16 protein-coding genes are annotated in these 15,360 nt (G+C 59.2%); 5 read left to right on the top strand and 11 right to left on the bottom strand.

Going from position 1 to position 15,360, the window contains the following annotated elements:
• Nucleotides 1-19 precede the first annotated feature (19 nt).
• The 7 genes from DKK66_RS14265 to DKK66_RS14235 all read right to left on the bottom strand — a co-directional run bounded on the left by DKK66_RS14265 (nucleotide 20) and on the right by DKK66_RS14235 (nucleotide 6,957).
• Complete coding sequence (locus DKK66_RS14265) at nucleotides 20-994, bottom strand: alpha/beta fold hydrolase (protein ID WP_131359237.1); 975 nt, start codon at nucleotides 992-994, stop codon at nucleotides 20-22.
• A 74-nt stretch (nucleotides 995-1,068) separates the two neighbouring features.
• Nucleotides 1,069-1,797 (bottom strand): pseudouridine synthase, encoded by a 729-nt coding sequence (locus tag DKK66_RS14260; RefSeq protein WP_045845232.1) that lies wholly within the window; start codon nucleotides 1,795-1,797, stop codon nucleotides 1,069-1,071.
• 424 nt (nucleotides 1,798-2,221) lie between these two features.
• Nucleotides 2,222-3,184, bottom strand: coding sequence for a DMT family transporter (locus DKK66_RS14255; RefSeq protein ID WP_131359235.1), 963 nt, complete (start codon nucleotides 3,182-3,184; stop codon nucleotides 2,222-2,224).
• 255 nt (nucleotides 3,185-3,439) lie between these two features.
• Nucleotides 3,440-4,042 carry a membrane integrity-associated transporter subunit PqiC gene (locus tag DKK66_RS14250; protein ID WP_131359233.1) on the bottom strand — a complete coding sequence of 201 codons (603 nt, stop codon included), beginning with the start codon at nucleotides 4,040-4,042 and terminating at the stop codon, nucleotides 3,440-3,442.
• Nucleotides 4,039-5,631 carry an intermembrane transport protein PqiB gene (locus tag DKK66_RS14245; RefSeq protein ID WP_131359231.1) on the bottom strand — a complete coding sequence of 531 codons (1,593 nt, stop codon included), beginning with the start codon at nucleotides 5,629-5,631 and terminating at the stop codon, nucleotides 4,039-4,041. The genes DKK66_RS14250 and DKK66_RS14245 overlap by 4 nt, the downstream gene beginning before the upstream one ends.
• 64 nt (nucleotides 5,632-5,695) lie before the next feature.
• On the bottom strand, nucleotides 5,696-6,337 hold the full coding sequence (locus DKK66_RS14240) for a paraquat-inducible protein A (protein ID WP_045845236.1): 642 nt from the start codon (nucleotides 6,335-6,337) through the stop codon (nucleotides 5,696-5,698).
• The gene (locus DKK66_RS14235; protein WP_131359229.1) at nucleotides 6,319-6,957 is read right to left on the bottom strand and encodes a paraquat-inducible protein A; all 639 of its coding nucleotides are present in this window, start codon (nucleotides 6,955-6,957) and stop codon (nucleotides 6,319-6,321) included. The genes DKK66_RS14240 and DKK66_RS14235 overlap by 19 nt, the downstream gene beginning before the upstream one ends.
• A 241-nt stretch (nucleotides 6,958-7,198) precedes the next feature.
• Between DKK66_RS14235 and DKK66_RS14230 the strand changes: the two genes are divergently transcribed.
• Nucleotides 7,199-7,528 (top strand): DUF2249 domain-containing protein, encoded by a 330-nt coding sequence (locus tag DKK66_RS14230; protein WP_045845342.1) that lies wholly within the window; start codon nucleotides 7,199-7,201, stop codon nucleotides 7,526-7,528.
• A 290-nt stretch (nucleotides 7,529-7,818) separates the two neighbouring features.
• A complete protein-coding gene (locus tag DKK66_RS14225; RefSeq protein WP_131359226.1) occupies nucleotides 7,819-8,127 on the top strand; it encodes a glycine zipper domain-containing protein in 309 nt (102 codons plus the stop codon).
• Between the two features lie 280 nt (nucleotides 8,128-8,407).
• Here DKK66_RS14225 and DKK66_RS14220 read toward each other — a convergent pair whose 3' ends face one another.
• A complete protein-coding gene (locus tag DKK66_RS14220; RefSeq protein WP_197077105.1) occupies nucleotides 8,408-9,184 on the bottom strand; it encodes a TSUP family transporter in 777 nt (258 codons plus the stop codon).
• 96 nt (nucleotides 9,185-9,280) lie between these two features.
• Here DKK66_RS14220 and DKK66_RS14215 point away from each other — a divergent pair, with 96 nt between their 5' ends.
• Complete coding sequence (locus DKK66_RS14215) at nucleotides 9,281-10,195, top strand: LysR family transcriptional regulator (RefSeq protein ID WP_131359224.1); 915 nt, start codon at nucleotides 9,281-9,283, stop codon at nucleotides 10,193-10,195.
• Nucleotides 10,196-10,252: 57 nt separating this feature from the next.
• Here the strand turns inward: DKK66_RS14215 and yiaY are convergent, their stop codons facing one another.
• Nucleotides 10,253-11,383, bottom strand: a complete 1,131-nt coding sequence (yiaY, locus tag DKK66_RS14210) for an L-threonine dehydrogenase (RefSeq protein ID WP_131359223.1) — start codon at nucleotides 11,381-11,383, stop codon at nucleotides 10,253-10,255.
• Between the two features lie 276 nt (nucleotides 11,384-11,659).
• On the opposite strand from yiaY, the gene DKK66_RS14205 reads away from it, so the two are divergent.
• On the top strand, nucleotides 11,660-12,250 hold the full coding sequence (locus tag DKK66_RS14205) for a HutD family protein (RefSeq protein WP_131359221.1): 591 nt from the start codon (nucleotides 11,660-11,662) through the stop codon (nucleotides 12,248-12,250).
• Nucleotides 12,247-12,840: an ACP phosphodiesterase gene (locus DKK66_RS14200; RefSeq protein WP_131359220.1), complete on the top strand. Its 594-nt coding sequence runs from the start codon at nucleotides 12,247-12,249 to the stop codon at nucleotides 12,838-12,840. Before DKK66_RS14205 ends, DKK66_RS14200 begins: the two co-directional genes overlap by 4 nt.
• On the opposite strand, the gene DKK66_RS14195 is transcribed toward DKK66_RS14200, so the two are convergent.
• Both DKK66_RS14195 and DKK66_RS14190 read right to left on the bottom strand, forming a co-directional pair.
• The gene (locus DKK66_RS14195) at nucleotides 12,826-13,521 is read right to left on the bottom strand and encodes a MarC family protein (protein ID WP_242673498.1); all 696 of its coding nucleotides are present in this window, start codon (nucleotides 13,519-13,521) and stop codon (nucleotides 12,826-12,828) included. The genes DKK66_RS14200 and DKK66_RS14195 overlap by 15 nt on opposite strands.
• Before the next feature lie 213 nt (nucleotides 13,522-13,734).
• Nucleotides 13,735-15,255 carry an amino acid permease gene (locus DKK66_RS14190; RefSeq protein WP_131359218.1) on the bottom strand — a complete coding sequence of 507 codons (1,521 nt, stop codon included), beginning with the start codon at nucleotides 15,253-15,255 and terminating at the stop codon, nucleotides 13,735-13,737.
• Nucleotides 15,256-15,360: the final 105 nt, after the last annotated feature.

The raw sequence follows: 15,360 nt of genomic DNA, 5'->3' as shown, positions 1-15,360 counted from the left end.
GTTCAGGTCTGCGACAGCATCATTGCCAGGCAGGCACCTGCTGCAAGATGGTCTGCAACACGGCTACGGTCTGAGGGGCAGACACAACAGGCAAGACATGGGTTCCACCATCGATGGTGAACAACGGCGCATCCAGCGAACTGGCCAGCCGCTGACCAATAGGCAAGGGAAAAACCTCATCCTGCGTACCCCATACCACAGCTACCGGCATGACCAGTGGCTGGCTGAGACGCTCAACATGGGCCTGCTGGCTGCTGGCCAGCTCCTGCATCAGGGCATGCAACTGCGGAGCACGGTCCCGGTAATAAAACAGCCAGACATCCTGCAGCAAAAACCGTGGTGCGCGCGCCAGCGGGCTGCCCACCAGCGCCATTATGCGCGCCAGTGCTTGTGCATCATTGGGCACAAACAGTTGTTCTGCAGATTTTACGTCTGCGCGGTCCAGAAGGTCTTGCTGGTCGGCCGGGGTGTAGACCATGCCCGGCGAGGCCATGATCACCAGTTGTGCAATTTTTTCCGGCATGCGCCGGGCCAGCTCCAGGGCAACGAAACCACCGTAGGACAAGCCCACCAGTTGCACCTTGTCCGCCACGCGGGCACGGATCAGCGCTTCGAGTGCATCCGCCTGTGCGTGCAGCGAAGGGGCCGTTGCGGCATGGCTGCGACCAAACCAGAGCAAGTCCGGCACCAGCACCTGATGCTGTTTTGCCAATGCCGCCATCACCCTCCCCCAGCTGGTAGGGCCATCACCGCCAAAGCCGTGAATCAGCATGACAGCCGGGCCGGTACCCGCTTCCAGATATGCCAGTTCGCCTGCAGGCAAGGACAGCCGGCGTTGGCGGAACCCGGATAAGCACAAACCGCAGCGCAACAGCCGCTGACCAAATGCAGAGGGATAAGCGCACAGCAAGACGAGACCAGCCAGCGCAATGAGCAAACAGATCAGCAATAGGTTCATGGCCTTGATGATGTCATGGTGGGCGGACAAATCCAAGTTGTATCGTGCAATGCACAACGGCGACCACTGGTCGCCGTCACACTTTACTGCCCAAGTCTTGCCCGGATGGGTCAGAACATCTCGTCATCACGCAGATAACGCCACTGACCGGTAGGCAAATTGCCCAACTTGATGGTGCCGATACGGATGCGCTTGAGGCCCACCACACGCAGACCAACCAGCTCGCACATGCGGCGGATCTGGCGCTTTTTGCCTTCACGCAGCACAAAACGCAGCTGGTCTTCATTCTGCCAGGCCACTTCTGCCGGTTTCAGTGCTTCGCCATCCAGCGACAGGCCATGGTTGAGCAAGGCCAGCCCACGGTCACTCAGTTCACCGGTCACCCGGACCAGATATTCCTTCTCGACCGTGGAGTTCTCACCGATGATGTGCTTGGCCACCCGGCCATCCTGGGTCAGAACCAACAGACCTACCGAATCGATATCCAGTCGGCCAGCCGGTGCCAGACCACGCAAATGCGCCGGAATGAAGCGCTTCTTGCTGGGGTCTTCCGACCAGTGGTTTTCCGGCTTGACCAGCGTGACAGCTGGCAGATAGCCCTTTTCTGCCTGACCGGACACATACCCCACCGGCTTGTTGAGCAGAATGGTCACACGTGACGATTGGGCATCCTGTGCCTTCTTCAGCACTTCAATGGTGTTGTGCGGCAGCACTTTCTGGCCAAGCACGGCAACTTCGCCGTCTACCTTGACCCAGCCTTGTTCGATATAGCTGTCCGCCTCGCGACGGGAGCAAATACCCAGTTCGGCCATCCGCTTGGAAAGGCGTACGGGTTCCATGTAAAGCATCCTGTAATAAAAAAAGCGGATAGCACCGGTTGCACGCTGCCAGTGCAAAATCGTCCCGGGCAGCGCGTCACCACCGGCACAGCCGCTGTTGATCTGGCGCTATTGTAGGGGATAGACCGCAGGCTGACCATGATTACCGCCGCCAAGCGGCCTTGCCTGGTGCGTTTGATGGTACTGACAGGAAGAAAACGGGAAAGACAGACAAGAAAATGCCCGGTGAAACGGGGAGGAATCACCGGGCCGAGCTAAGCCAATACTGAAGAGGAACAAAAGCCAGAGGTACTTCAACTACAAACAAAATTAAGGTTGGCAGGTACTGCGGGAGATCCAATAAGTACGGGCACTGCCAACAATGTGTACTTTAGTGCCGGATGCCGCTTTGCACCATCCGTATAAATCCGTAGTCAACACCGCATCAATCTGCAGTAGACAGCTTCACCGCACTGGCAACGCGCCCGGCAGCAGGCTTGCGACTGAGCGAAGACAGCACGATGCCGCCAAAAATCGCCGCCAGGCCAGCCACATGATACCAATGCAGCTCCTCGCCTAGCAGGACAATGGACTGCACCGCACCAAACGCAGGCATCAGGTAAAGAAAGCCTGCAGCTTTGGCCGCCCCCACCTGGGCAATGGCGCGGTTATACATCAGGAAAGCCAAGACAGAAGGGAAGATGCCCAGATACAACAAGGCAGCCGCGGCGGACAGCGACAGGGGATGAAAACCGCCAGCCTGCCAGGTTTCCCGCACAAAGGCCGGTAGCAACATCAGCTCGCCCACCAGCAACAGGACCATCATCATAACCAGCGCATCCAGCCCTGGCAGCAAGGTACGCAAGCCAAGCGTGTAAACCGCCCAGCACAAGCCTGCAGCCAACACCAGCAGGTCTCCGTGGCTGAACTGGAAAGCGCCCACCCCCAGCACATTGCCCTTCAATACGATGAGCAATGCCCCGGCCATGGCCACCAGCATGCCAAGCCACTGGCGTCGGGCCAGCTTTTGGCGGAAATACAGCGAGCCAAGTACCAGCACCATCATGGGCGTTGCACTATTGAGAATGACGGCGTTGGTGGCAGTCGTGGTGCGCACGGCCACATACACCAGGGTATTGGTCAGTCCGATGCCAAACACACCCAATAGCAGCATTTTGCGCCATTGCTGTCGCAGCAAGGGCCAGGCCCGGCCCAGACGTGGCAGGCCAAATGGCAGCAGGCAGAGCAAGGCGATGGCCCAGCGGCCGAAAGCCAGGCCGAAAGGGCCGATCTGGCCATGGATGGCACGGGCAATGACAAAATTGGTGGACCACAACAGCATGGTCAGCACCAGCAGCAAATAGGCATTACCTGATGTGGCAGTTGGAGTGGATGTGCTGGATGACATGGCAAAAGTCGGAAAGAATGAATGCGGTTCATTCTATCCAGCTGCAACGTTAACTTAAGCCAAAATTTGCTGCTATTTTGCAATTTTAATGCCATTAAATCTGACAAATAAAAACAAAAAATCACATCAACAGACTTTAAGGCAATCAATATAAAAAATAGAATAAAACCGGCAGCATCCCAAGTAGACCAGCCTGGACCTGAGCGCAAGCGAGCGTCAGCTGCCGGACAGGAAGGCGCCAGCCCGCCCGGATACTCAAGCCGCCGGATGCAAGTAGTCCGGATGCGCTGCCATCTCAGTGCCGATTTGCCGGCTCAACGCATCCAGCAACTGCTGCTGCGCTGCCACCAGCGCCGCATTGCCCGGCACAGTCACCGCTTGCTGCTGGTTGAAATAACCTTGCAGCAACACCTTGTGCGAGGCGCTCTGTACCAGACGCCATGCCGCAGCCAGCGACGCGCCCTGCCCATGCCGCAAGCGGAATTCTCGGATATCCAGTTGCAAGCTGAGGTCCGTCCGCCCCAGGCTCAGTTGCGGTGCTGCATAGATGGTGGACAAGCCCAGTTGCGCGGCCAGATTGCCTGCCACTGCCTGGGTCAACAGGCGGCTCAGGCTGGCAGTCCAGTAATCCTGCTCTTGCAGCTGCGGGCGACCTTCGGCGTTCTCCAGCAGTAATTGTGGTCTGTCCATCCCGGCCGGCAGCGTAACCTGCTCCACCAGCAATACTGCTCCGGGCCGCTGGTTCTGGCCCGGCATGCTGGTGGCCTGCAACTGGTAGAAGCGGGATGGCACCGAGGTGCAGGCCGTCAGCAATACGGCGCACAAACACATACCACGGGCAAGGTTGCGCATTTTCATGGCTTGCTCTCCTGTTTGCCACGGATCAGGGCTTCCGGGTGACGGTCCAGATAATCACTCAGCGCACGGAAGCTGCGCGCTGTTTCCGTGACTTCCTGCGCGGCTTTGCGCACATCCTGCTGCAATGGCGAGTTGGCTTGCAGGGCCTGGCTGGCACTGTCCAGTGTCTGCTGCAACTGCTGCAGCGTTTGCAGGGTTTGCGGTACCACCTTGCCATCCAGGCTGTTGCCCAGCTGTTGCACGGTATTCAGGGTGGCGTGCAATTCCTTGATGGTGCCGTCCAGCTCCTGGCCTATGCTGTCGAACGGCACCTTGTCCAGCTTGCGGGCAATGCGTTGCAGCACGCCTTGCAGCTCTTCCAGGTCGCCCGGGATGGTAGGCAGCACATCCATGCCCTGACGATGCAGCAACTGGGCTGGCTTGGCATCGCGGAAGAAATCCAGCGCCACATACAGCTGGCCGGTGAGCAAGCTGCCGGAACGCAGCTGCGCCCGCATGCCGTGCTCCACCATCTTGTCCAGTTTCAGCTGGTGCAGTTTTTCGGCAGTCAGATTGCGCGACAGGCTGAGCAGGCGGCTGGGGAAGATGCGGATGCTCACCAGCATGTTGAAGTCCTTGCGTGGTGCATCGTATTCCATGCCGATGCTGGTGACATCGCCAATCACGATGCCGCGGAAATCCACCGGCGCACCAACAGTGAGCCCGCGCACCGATTGCTGGAACTTCAGCAGCAGCGGCACCACTTCATGATCCGGCGATTGCATGGCCAGTTCACGGGTATTGGACAAGGTAAACACCGAGCCAGCCGTGGCCGGTTTGTCCTCGGCCGGACTGACCGGCGTTTCGAAGGCCACACCGCCCAGCATGATGGCGCTGAGCGACTGAGTGTTCACCTTCAGCCCGTTGGCAGAAATGGACAAATCGATACCACTGGCGTGCCAGAAGCGGCTATCCGCCGTGACAAAGTGGTCGTAAGGAGAGTAGATGAACACCGTGATGTCGACATTGCTGCCACTCTTGTCCAGCTGATATGCCACCACCTGCCCTACCGGCACCCGGCGGAAATACACCGGCGCACCAATATCCAGCGAACCCAGCTCTGCCGCCTTGAGCACGAACTGCCGACCGGGCAAATCACCGGTAATGATGGGCGGGACATCCAGGCCAGTAAAATGCTGGCTCATTTCGCTGCTTTTGCCGGCATCCATGCCGACATAGGCACCGGACAGCAGGGTGCCAAGGCCGGACACGCTGCCACCGGCAATGCGTGGCCGCACAATCCAGAAGCGGCTGTCGCGCGCCAGGAAGCGCTCGGCTTCCTTGCTCAGCTGGGCCGTGGCTTCAATATTCTTGCTGTCCGGACTGATGCGTACCGCAGTCACCTCTCCGATATCCACATCCTTGTACTTGATACGGGTCTTGCCGGCCTCCAGCCCCTCGCCACTGCGAAAGGTAATGGTAATGGTGGGCCCGCGCGACAAAATGGCCTGCACCGCCAGATAACCGCCGATCAAGGCAGCCAGCAGCGGTATCAGCCATACCAGCGAGGGCGACCAGCGGCTTTGCCGTGCCGGGCTGGCAACGGCCATCGGCAGGGCCTCCTGAGCGCCATCATTCTGCGGTGGGCGGTTTTGTTCTGTTTGTGCTGAAGGCTTATCGCTCATCATCTTCCTCGAATACATCCCAGATCAGTCTGGGATCAAAATGCATGGCAGAAAGCATGGTCAGTACCACCACGGCACCAAAGGCAATGGCACCAGGCCCGGCCTTGATGGTGGCCAGCGATTGCAGCTGCACCAGGGCCACCAGCAAGCCCACCACATAGATATCCAGCATCGACCACGGCCCCACCACTTCCAGCAACCGGTACAGCCGGGTGCGCTGGCGGGGTGCCCAGCGCGAACGCCAGTGCACGGTGAGCAGCAGCAACAACATGGACAGTATTTTCAGCAAAGGCACCAGCACGCTGGCCACAAACACCACCAGCGCCAGCGGCCAGGAACCGCTGCGCCACAAATAGGCCACGCCGCTCATGATGGTATCGCGCTGGGTGCCGGACAGCATTTCCGTCAGCATGATGGGCATCAGGTTGGCCGGGATGTAACACAACATGGCGGCCAGCAAAAAAGCCCAGGCATATTGCAGACTGTGCGGTTTGCGCCGGTGCAGGCTGCCGCCGCAGCGCGGGCAGTTGACTGCCGTTGCCGCCGGGGAGCTGACCCGGCTGAGCTGGCCACAGGCGTGGCAGCGCCACACCCCCTGGCTGGCTGCGCTCTTCAAGTGCGGCCGCGACATGCCTGATAGCGCTCCCACAGCATGCCCGGATCAAAACGGCTGGCATTACCGGCCAGCAGCACAATCAGGGCAAAAAACGACCACAAGCCGATACCGGGATGCACCTCGGCCATATGCGCCAGCTTCACCAGCGACACCAGCACACCCAGCAGGAAGACTTCCACCATGCCCCAGGGATGCAGCACATGCACCAGCCGCATCACCCGCGCAAAGCCACGCGGCGCATGGCCAAGCGACAAGGGTAACAACAGGTAGAGCAGGCAGAGCAGCTCCAGCCCCGGCGTCAGTACCCCGGTGAGCAACACCAGCAAGGCCACCGGCTCCATCTGCTGCTGGGACAGCTGCCAGGCCGTCCCCAACAGGGTAGTGGCCGTCTTGACCCCGTTGGCCTCCAGCCCCACCACGGGAAAGGCATTGGCCAGCACAAACACCAGCAGGCCGGCCAGCACCAGCGCCAGCGAGGTACTGGGCCGATAGGCAGGCCCAGGCAATAACTGGCTGCCACAACGGCAACAGCTCACCCCCTGCACACTATTGGCAGGTGCAGCTTGCAACAGGTCGCACTCATGGCAGGCAAGCAAGGGAGTGGCCGCATCCGGCCGGGAGGGCTGTAGCTTCATGGCGCTTCATTGTACAGAGGGATGGCAGCGGCGGCATCTCTGCTCCGCATCGCCTGCATTCCGCCCGACAACACCGTAGCGGCTTGTGGAGGATGACCAGGCTTGATGGGGCGTGTAGTCAGGCAAAGTTCATGGCGTACAGAGGAGTAGTCGATGCCGATTTTCTTATCCTGACTCAAGGATGGGCCATGCCGGATGGCGACAAAATCCGGGCTTCACCACCCTCAAGCAGGAATACATCATGACCACGCTCTCTCCACAGCTCAATACCAGCTACCTGTTCGACGCCCGCGGCATTGCCAAGCGCTTTCGCCATGCGGCCATTTTTGGCGCACTCGAATCACTGCACGATGGTGAAGTGATGCGCTTCGTCAACGACCACGACCCCCTGCCCTTGCTGGAACAGGTTCGCCAGCGTTATGGCCAGCAAGTCACCTTCCACTATGCCGAGCGCCAGCCGGAGATGATCGTGATCGAATTTCGCATCAGCCTGAGCCAAGTACAGGAAGCCGCACCGGCCAGCGGTGGTGGCTGTGGTGGCGGCGGCGGTTGCGGCTGTTCCGGGCAGTGATGTACAGCCTGACTGGCAACGACAGACTGGCGGCATGACAATGGCTGTTGCAGGGTCGGCCGGTTTACCCGGCCTGACTCTGTAACAGATTGTTATAAAACCACCACCAAAACATGGAATAAATAACCAATACAATTCAATGATTTGCAACAAATAAATCACCAATGAATGCATAAGTCATTCCATGGCAAACGCTTTTCAATACTTGCTAACATTTCACCACTTGTCCGATTTGCCCCACCATTACTAGACTGCCGCCACTAACTTAGTGAAAGCAGCAAACCATGCAAATGAACAAGTGGATTTCGGTCATTACCCTCTGCCTGGCAGCCACTACCGCTCAGGCCGGCTCGACAACGGATGCGATTCTTGGTGGTGCAGTAGGCGGTGCAGCAGGTGCCGCAGTGGGTAATGCAGTAGGTGGCCGCAATGGCGCCATCATCGGCAGCGCGGTTGGCGGGGCCACCGGCGTGGCCATCACCACCAAGAACCAGCGTGAAGAGAGCCCGGCAGCCCCGGCGCGTGATGAAGGACGCCGCCATCATCGCCACCACCACCACGACAATGGCCATCACCGCGGCTGGTACAAGCACGACTGAGCCCCCAGCACGCAGCAAGACAAAAAAAGACCACGCAATAGGGCGTGATCAGGCTGCTGACAAAGTAATTTGCTGAGATTTCAGCGGACCCGGCAAAGCCGGGCCTTTCGACTAACTCTTGGATTCCGCAGCCTTCCCATCTATTCCCTATCCCCCTACCCTTGCCCCGCCAATTGAAGAAGGGGAGCCTCGCTTTCTATCCAGAAAGCGAGAGGGGTTTGTCAATAAGCTGACCACGCAATAGAGCATGGTCTTTTTCATTTCAGCCAGCAAAACCCGTTCAGCCATGCAGCCAGGGCTGCAGCATGTCCCAGGCCAGTTTGCCGATCAGCACCGTGGTGAGCAGCAGGAACAGGATACGGACAAAGCCTGCCCCCTTCTTCATGGCCACCCAGGAACCGGTCATCGCGCCCAGCACATTGAAACCGGCCATCGGGATGGCGTACTGGAACAGCACATTGCCGGTAGGAATGAAAAAGGCCAGCGCCGCCACATTGGTGGTGAGGTTCACCACCTTGGCCGCCGCCGAGGCATGCAGGAAATCAAAGGCAAAAAAGCGGATGAACAGGAAGATCAGGAAGCTGCCCGTGCCCGGCCCGAACAAGCCATCGTAAAAGCCGATGGCCCCGCCAATGGCCATGCCGACAGCCATTTCACGGCGACCTATCGTCACCGGCTTGTGCAGCTTGCCAAAGTCCTTTTTCCACAACGTGTACATGGCCATCAGCACCAGCAGTACCAGTACCAGCGGGCGGATCACCGACTTCGGGATGGCGTTCACCGTGGCAGCACCGGCAAACGACATCACGAAGGCCGTGATGGCCGCCGGAATCACCAGCTTCCACGGCAGACGCACCCGCTGCAAATACGAGCGCGTGGCGGACAAGGTGCCCACGGCCGAGGACATCTTGTTGGTGCCAAACAGCGTGGCAGCAGAATACTGCGGCAAGAAATTGAACAGTGCCGGGGTCTGGATCAGGCCACCGCCACCCACGGCCGCGTCAATCAGACCGGCCATGAAAGAAAAGAAACACAGAAATCCTAAAGTCAACAACATGCCTGCCTCCCAGTAATGCTTGCCATTGTAGGACTTGCACTGCCCTTGCTGTTGCAATACCGTATTGCAGTTTTTGCAATACAAGAAGCGGGCATCATGAAACTGTTATGGGAACTGCAGGTATTCTGCGCCGTGGTGGAGCGCAAGAGCTTTGTCTCGGCAGCCCGTCAGCTGGGCACCTCGCCCAGCACTGCGACCCGTGCGGTGCAGGCGCTGGAAGAAAACCTGGGCACCAGCCTGCTGGCCCGCTCGCAAAAGCAGGTCAGCCTCACCATGGCAGGCGAAGCCTACTACGATACCGCGCGGCAAATCCTGCAATTGCAGGAAGAAGTGGAAGACGACCTGGCGGCGCTGGGCAGTGCGCCACGCGGCTGGCTGCGCTTTTCCGCACCCGAGGTGATGGCCAGCCATTTCCTGCCGCCCATCCTGCAGCAACTGGCCGAGCACAATCCGCAGCTGCGCTTTGACATCCTGTACAGCGACACCATTCTGGAGCCCATCCGCGAGAAGCTGGACTTCAGCATCCGTGGTGCCTATCCCGCCTCCAGCGAACTGATCGGCTTTCCGCTGTGGCCTTATCAACGCCGCCTGTACGCCAGCCCGGCTTATGTGGCACGCCATGGCCTGCCTGCCGAACCGGAAGCACTGAGCGAACACGCCATCCTGATTCATGCCGCGCCACGCATCCTCAAAGCCTGGAATTTCGTTTCGGACAGCCATCAGGTCAGCCTGAACCTGAATGCCAGCCATCGGGTGAGTTCCGGCAATGCGGTGCTACAGGCCGCCCTGGCTGGCTGGGGCGTGGCACGCATGGGCGACTGGCTGGCCGAGCCACTGGTGGCAAACGGCCAGTTGGTGCGGCTATGCCCGGATTACCGCATTGTGTCCAGCCGGGGGGAGGATGCGCAGATGCACGCGGTATTCGCCAGCCGGCGTATCCCGCGCAAGGCCAGACTGGTGCTGGAAGCCATCCGCAGCGCCGCCACTGCCGCAGGTTTTGCCTGCCGCTGAAATGAACAAGAGCCGGCAAAGCCGGCTCTTGTCACTGTACATCAGGCCAGACAGGGTTTACATGGCGGCACGGTAGATGGCGCAGATTTCCTCGTGCGTGGCCTGAACCGGATTGGTAAAGCCGCACGCGTCTTTCAGGGCATTGGTAGCCAGTACCGGGATATCCTCTTCTTTCACGCCAAGCTGGGTCAAACCAGCCGGAATGCCCACGCGGGCAGCCAGTTGGCGAATGGCTGCAATTGCCTCCGCCGCTTCTGCCTTCGCACCCAGTGCCACTGCAACATCAGCCAGACGGGCAGCAGCCACCTTGCTGTTGAACACTTGCACATGCGGCAGCAACACGGCATTGCACACCCCGTGCGGCAGGTCGTAGAAGCCACCCAGCTGGTGCGCCATGGCATGCACATAACCCAGCGAAGCGTTGTTGAAGGCCATGCCGGCCAGGAACTGGGCATAGGCCATCTGTTCGCGCGCTTCCATGTCCTGGCCGTTTTCCACGGCACGCGGCAGGTAGGCCACGATCAGGCTGATGGCCTTCAGCGCGCAGGCGTCGGTAATCGGCGTGGCGATGGTCGATACATACGCTTCGATAGCGTGAGTGAGCGCATCCATGCCGGTGGCAGCCGTCAGCGAAGGCGGCATGCCGGCCATGGTTTCCGGGTCGTTCACCGACAGAATCGGCGTGGTGTGCTTGTCGACAATGGCCATCTTGATATGGCGTGCCTCGTCAGTGATGATGCAAAAACGCGTCATTTCACTGGCAGTACCAGCCGTGGTATTGATGGCCACCAGCGGCAGCTGCGGCTTGGCCGACTTGTCCACGCCTTCGTAGTCCTGGATCTTGCCGCCATTGACCGCTACCAGCGCAATACCCTTGGCACAGTCGTGTGGCGAACCGCCACCCAGCGAAATCACCACATCACATTGTTTTTCCTGCAGCAGCGCGAGGCCGGCATTGACGTTGGCGCTGGTCGGGTTGGGATGCACACCGTCGAAAACGACAGACTGGATATCCGCCGCAGCCAGCAGCGCTGCTACCTTGTCTGCCAGACCGGTCTTGACCAGGCCGGCATCGGTGACGATCAGCGCACGTTTGAAGCCCTGGGCCTGCATGCTGTCGACGGCCTGTTGCAGGCAGCCGGCACCCATCAGGTTGACGGAAGGGATGAAGAAAGCACTGGTAGCCATGATGATCTCCTTAAGGTGGGGTGGCACAGGCAGCATTGCTTTTGGCAAGCTGCACTCAGGAGAACCGTCCGGTCCTGCCTGCTGCGCCTGTAAGGTTTGATGCCATCTTGGCACTACAGTGGAATGGCATATTGCGGCAGATCAAGTGGATTTGCATGTAGTCGGCGCACTACAAAAACCAGCCATAACAAGAGCTTGCCAGCATGACCGCCAGACAGCAGGTGCACATGCCGCAGCATGGGGGGATAATCGCGCTTTTACCCGCCAGAGACTGCCATGCACATCCTGTCAGCCTGCGATTACCCCACCACGCCGTGGAAAAACGGTGGTGGTACCACGCGTCAGATCCTGATTGCGCCCCCCGGTGCCACACTGGAAGATTTTGACTACCGCATCAGCATGGCCAGCGTGGCCAGCGATGGCCCTTTTTCATATTTTCCCGGGGTGGATCGCCAGCTATTGCTGCTGGATGGCAAGGGCCTGCTCCTGCAACGCGGCGATGGCAGCAACAGCCTGCTGCAAATCGACAGCCAGCCACTGGCCTTTCCCGGTGAAGAAGCCATCACCAGCCAGTTGCAGGATGGGCCGGTGACCGACTTCAACGTGATGACCCGTCGCGGACGTTACCGTCAACAAACAGAACGCTTGACCGTGCAAGGCAAGCTGAATGTGCACAGTGATGATGAAGTATTGCTGCTGATGCTGGCCGCCGGCAGCACGCTGGAGGTATACCGTGAAGATGGCCGGCACTGCCAGCTGCGGACACATGATGCCGTGTGGCAAGCGCTGGCCGTGGGCCTCACCCTGTTCAGCGCAGAAGGAGCTGACGTTATCGTGGTAAGGCTCAACCGCCAGGGTGCCGCATGAACTACCTGGCCCACCTGCATCTGGCACCGGACAATCCGGCGGCGCGGGTGGGGAATCTGCTGGGTGACTTCCTCAAGCCATCCAGGGCCGGGCACCTGCCTGTTCCCTTGCAGCAGGGCATGTTGCTGCACCGACAGATCGACAGCCATACCGACAGCCACCCGCTGGTGATGCAAAGCAAGAACCGCATTGCGCCGATACGCCGCCGCTATGCCGGCATTCTGGTGGACATTTTTTACGACCACTTCCTGGCACGGCACTGGACGTCCTTTTCCAGCATGCCGCTGACCGACTTCACCGCGCGCAGCTACGCAGAACTGCAGGCGCATCGCCAATGGCTGCCGCCCCGCCTGCTGGAAATCCTGCCGCGCATGCAGGCACAGGACTGGCTGGGTTCTTATGCAGAAACCGAAGGAATCGCCGCCGTGCTGTGCGGTTTTTCCCGTCACCGTATCAAGCGTGACAACCCGGTTGCCAATGGCATTGACGACCTGCTACAGCACTACGCTGCGCTGGAAACAGACTTCCTGGCGTTTTATCCGCAACTGCAGCAAGCCGTGGCGCAAGGCCTTGACCTAGCGATGCAGTAGGTTGGCGTTGTTCTGGATCAGCTCGACAAACAGCTGCTCCACCCCTTCCCACATGATTTGCACCCCCAGACACATCAGGATGAAGGCCGACAGACGCAGGAAGACCACCGAGCCGGTCTGCCCCAGATAGCCCAGCAGCTTGTCAGCGTGGCGATAACACATGTACACCAGTACGGCGAGGGACAACACGGCGGCCAGACTGGCCATCGGCACCAGCATGTACTTGACCATGGGCTTGCCGGCAACCGACATCGATGCACCCAGGGTGATGGACACCGAAATGGAACCAGGCCCCACGGTCAGTGGGAAAGTCAGCGGATAAAAAGCCCGCTGCTTGAGTTCATCCCGGTTTTCCTGACGAGTGGTTTCGGCAGAAGGCTGGTTACCCTCTGCCGGATTGTCATTGAGCATGCGCCAGGCGGCCAGCGAAATCAGCAAGCCACCGGACAACTGCACCACCGGCAGTGAAACACCGAAAAACTCCAGCACAAAGCTGCCCACATACATGCTGCCCAGCAGCAGCAAAAAGCAGTACAGCGCAATGCGGCGCGCCAGAAAAGCCCGCTGCTGCTTGCTGTTGCGCGCGGTCATCGAAATGAAAATGGGCACCAATCCTGGTGGATTGATGATGGGAAGCAAGGCAGCCAGTACAAACAGGTACTTGCTGAAAAAAAGAGACATCAGGGCCATGTTGTTGTTCTCCGGGCAGGTTTGGCCTGCTTGGTGGGGGTGGTGTATCGCGTGTCTTGCATCTTGTCGTGCAGTGCCATGCGCGGCGATTGTAACTTGCCCCTTGTCACTGCACAGCGCCGTCAGACAAAAAATATGCCGAGGCAGGCCGCCAACATGCAAAAGGCCCGGCAGAACCGGGCCTCGTCTGGCGGCAAACGCTTATCAGTCTGCCATCTGTCCGGCCAGTCGCGCCTTCGGCTCGGCACGCTCCAGTTGGGCGTGGGCTTCTGCCAGGGCAATCTTGTCCAGCGCAATCAGCTTGCTGCCATGCTTCCATTTGTAGCCCAGCCACAGGATGAGGAACAGCGGAATGCCGATATAGGTGGCCACCACACCGTTCCAGTCCACCTTGGCACTGGTGAAGGCGGCATAGTTCTGCCCCAGCATGATCAGCATGCACAGCGCAAAGGCAAACAGCGGCCCGAGCGGAAACCAGCGCGCACGGTAAGGCAGGTCAGCCAGGCTGTAGCCTTGTTGCACATAGGCGCGGCGGAAACGGTAATGGCAGACCGCAATGCCCAGCCAGGCAATGAAGCCGGTCATGCCGGAAGAATTGAGCAGCCACAGGTAAACCGCATTGCTTTCAAACAGCGAGGAAAGAAAGCACAAGGCCGCCACCAGCGTGGTGGCATACAGGGCATTGCGCGGCACGCCACTATCCGACAGCTTGCCAAACCAGGCCGGGGCCATCTTGTTGTGTGCCATCACGTACAGCATGCGGGTGGAGGCATACATGCCGGAATTACCGGCCGACAGGATGGCCGACAGGATGACGGCATTCATCAGACTGGCCGACAAGGCAAGGCCGGCACGGCTGAACACCAAGGTGAACGGGCTGGCGCCCACATCCTGTACATCGTTCTTCAGCAGCATCGGGTCGTTGTACGGCAGGATGAAACCGATGATCAGGATGGACAGCATGTAGAACATCAGGATGCGCCAGAAAATCTGCTTCACGGCGCGCGGAATGGTTTTGGCCGGGTTGCTGGACTCCCCCGCAGCCACGCCGATCAGCTCGGTACCCTGGAAGGAAAAGCCCACAATCATCGACACGCTGACAAAAGCCGCCATGCCGCCGACAAAGGGGCCGTCACCATGCATGAATACATTCAGGCCGGGGGAATAACGGCTGCTGTCCGGATTGGTCATGATGCCGAAAATCATCATGAAACCCACGATGATGAAGGCGATGATGGTGACCACCTTGAGCATGGAGCACCAGAACTCGGCCTCGCCAAAGCCCTTTACCGAGAAATAGTTGAGGGCAAAGATGATGGCCAGGAACAGCGCACTCCACACCACGCCCGGCACATGCGGAAACCAGTAATGCATCACGATGGCTGCCGCAGCCAGTTCCACCGCAATGGTAACTGCCCAGTTATACCAATAGTTCCAACCCTGGGCGAAACCGAAGGATGCATCGACAAAGCGCGAACCGTATACCTGAAAAGAACCGGACACCGGCATGAATGCCGCCATTTCCCCCAGGCTGGTCATCAGGAAATACACCATCAGCCCGATCAGGGCATATGACAGCAAGGCCCCACCCGGCCCGGCCGAGGCTACCGTGGCACCGGATGCCAGAAACAGCCCGGTACCGATGGAGCCGCCAATGGCGATCATGGACAAGTGACGCGCCTGCAGGCTGCGCCGGAGTCCTTCGCCTTCTCTATTGTTTTCCATAAGTCTGTCCTACTGCAGAGTTTACAACTGGTGACGTTTTGCCCGGATCAAATATCAGCAAAACGTGATAATCGAAACCCTACAGGATGTCAGCTCGAGAAAGAA

The organism is Aquitalea sp. USM4 (genome assembly GCF_004328945.1).
In the GTDB taxonomy this organism is placed as follows: Bacteria; Pseudomonadota; Gammaproteobacteria; order Burkholderiales; family Chromobacteriaceae; genus Aquitalea; species Aquitalea pelogenes.
This window is presented reverse-complemented; position numbering and strand designations above follow the sequence as displayed.

Bases quoted from the DNA above. Each gene is read 5' to 3' on its own strand.
- DKK66_RS14250 (WP_131359233.1), bottom strand. From the start codon at position 4,042: ATGAAAATGCGCAACCTTGCCCGTGGTATGTGTTTGTGCGCCGTATTG.
- DKK66_RS14225 (WP_131359226.1), top strand. From the start codon at position 7,819: ATGAACAAGTGGATTTCGGTCATTACCCTCTGCCTGGCAGCCACTACC.
- DKK66_RS14240 (WP_045845236.1), bottom strand. From the start codon at position 6,337: ATGTCGCGGCCGCACTTGAAGAGCGCAGCCAGCCAGGGGGTGTGGCGC.
- DKK66_RS14200 (WP_131359220.1), top strand. From the start codon at position 12,247: ATGAACTACCTGGCCCACCTGCATCTGGCACCGGACAATCCGGCGGCG.
- DKK66_RS14260 (WP_045845232.1), bottom strand. From the start codon at position 1,797: ATGGAACCCGTACGCCTTTCCAAGCGGATGGCCGAACTGGGTATTTGC.
- DKK66_RS14215 (WP_131359224.1), top strand. From the start codon at position 9,281: ATGAAACTGTTATGGGAACTGCAGGTATTCTGCGCCGTGGTGGAGCGC.
- DKK66_RS14235 (WP_131359229.1), bottom strand. From the start codon at position 6,957: ATGAAGCTACAGCCCTCCCGGCCGGATGCGGCCACTCCCTTGCTTGCC.
- DKK66_RS14245 (WP_131359231.1), bottom strand. From the start codon at position 5,631: ATGGCCGTTGCCAGCCCGGCACGGCAAAGCCGCTGGTCGCCCTCGCTG.
- DKK66_RS14230 (WP_045845342.1), top strand. From the start codon at position 7,199: ATGACCACGCTCTCTCCACAGCTCAATACCAGCTACCTGTTCGACGCC.
- DKK66_RS14220 (WP_197077105.1), bottom strand. From the start codon at position 9,184: ATGTTGTTGACTTTAGGATTTCTGTGTTTCTTTTCTTTCATGGCCGGT.
- DKK66_RS14255 (WP_131359235.1), bottom strand. From the start codon at position 3,184: ATGTCATCCAGCACATCCACTCCAACTGCCACATCAGGTAATGCCTAT.
- DKK66_RS14190 (WP_131359218.1), bottom strand. From the start codon at position 15,255: ATGGAAAACAATAGAGAAGGCGAAGGACTCCGGCGCAGCCTGCAGGCG.
- yiaY (WP_131359223.1), bottom strand. From the start codon at position 11,383: ATGGCTACCAGTGCTTTCTTCATCCCTTCCGTCAACCTGATGGGTGCC.
- DKK66_RS14195 (WP_242673498.1), bottom strand. From the start codon at position 13,521: ATGTCTCTTTTTTTCAGCAAGTACCTGTTTGTACTGGCTGCCTTGCTT.
- DKK66_RS14205 (WP_131359221.1), top strand. From the start codon at position 11,660: ATGCACATCCTGTCAGCCTGCGATTACCCCACCACGCCGTGGAAAAAC.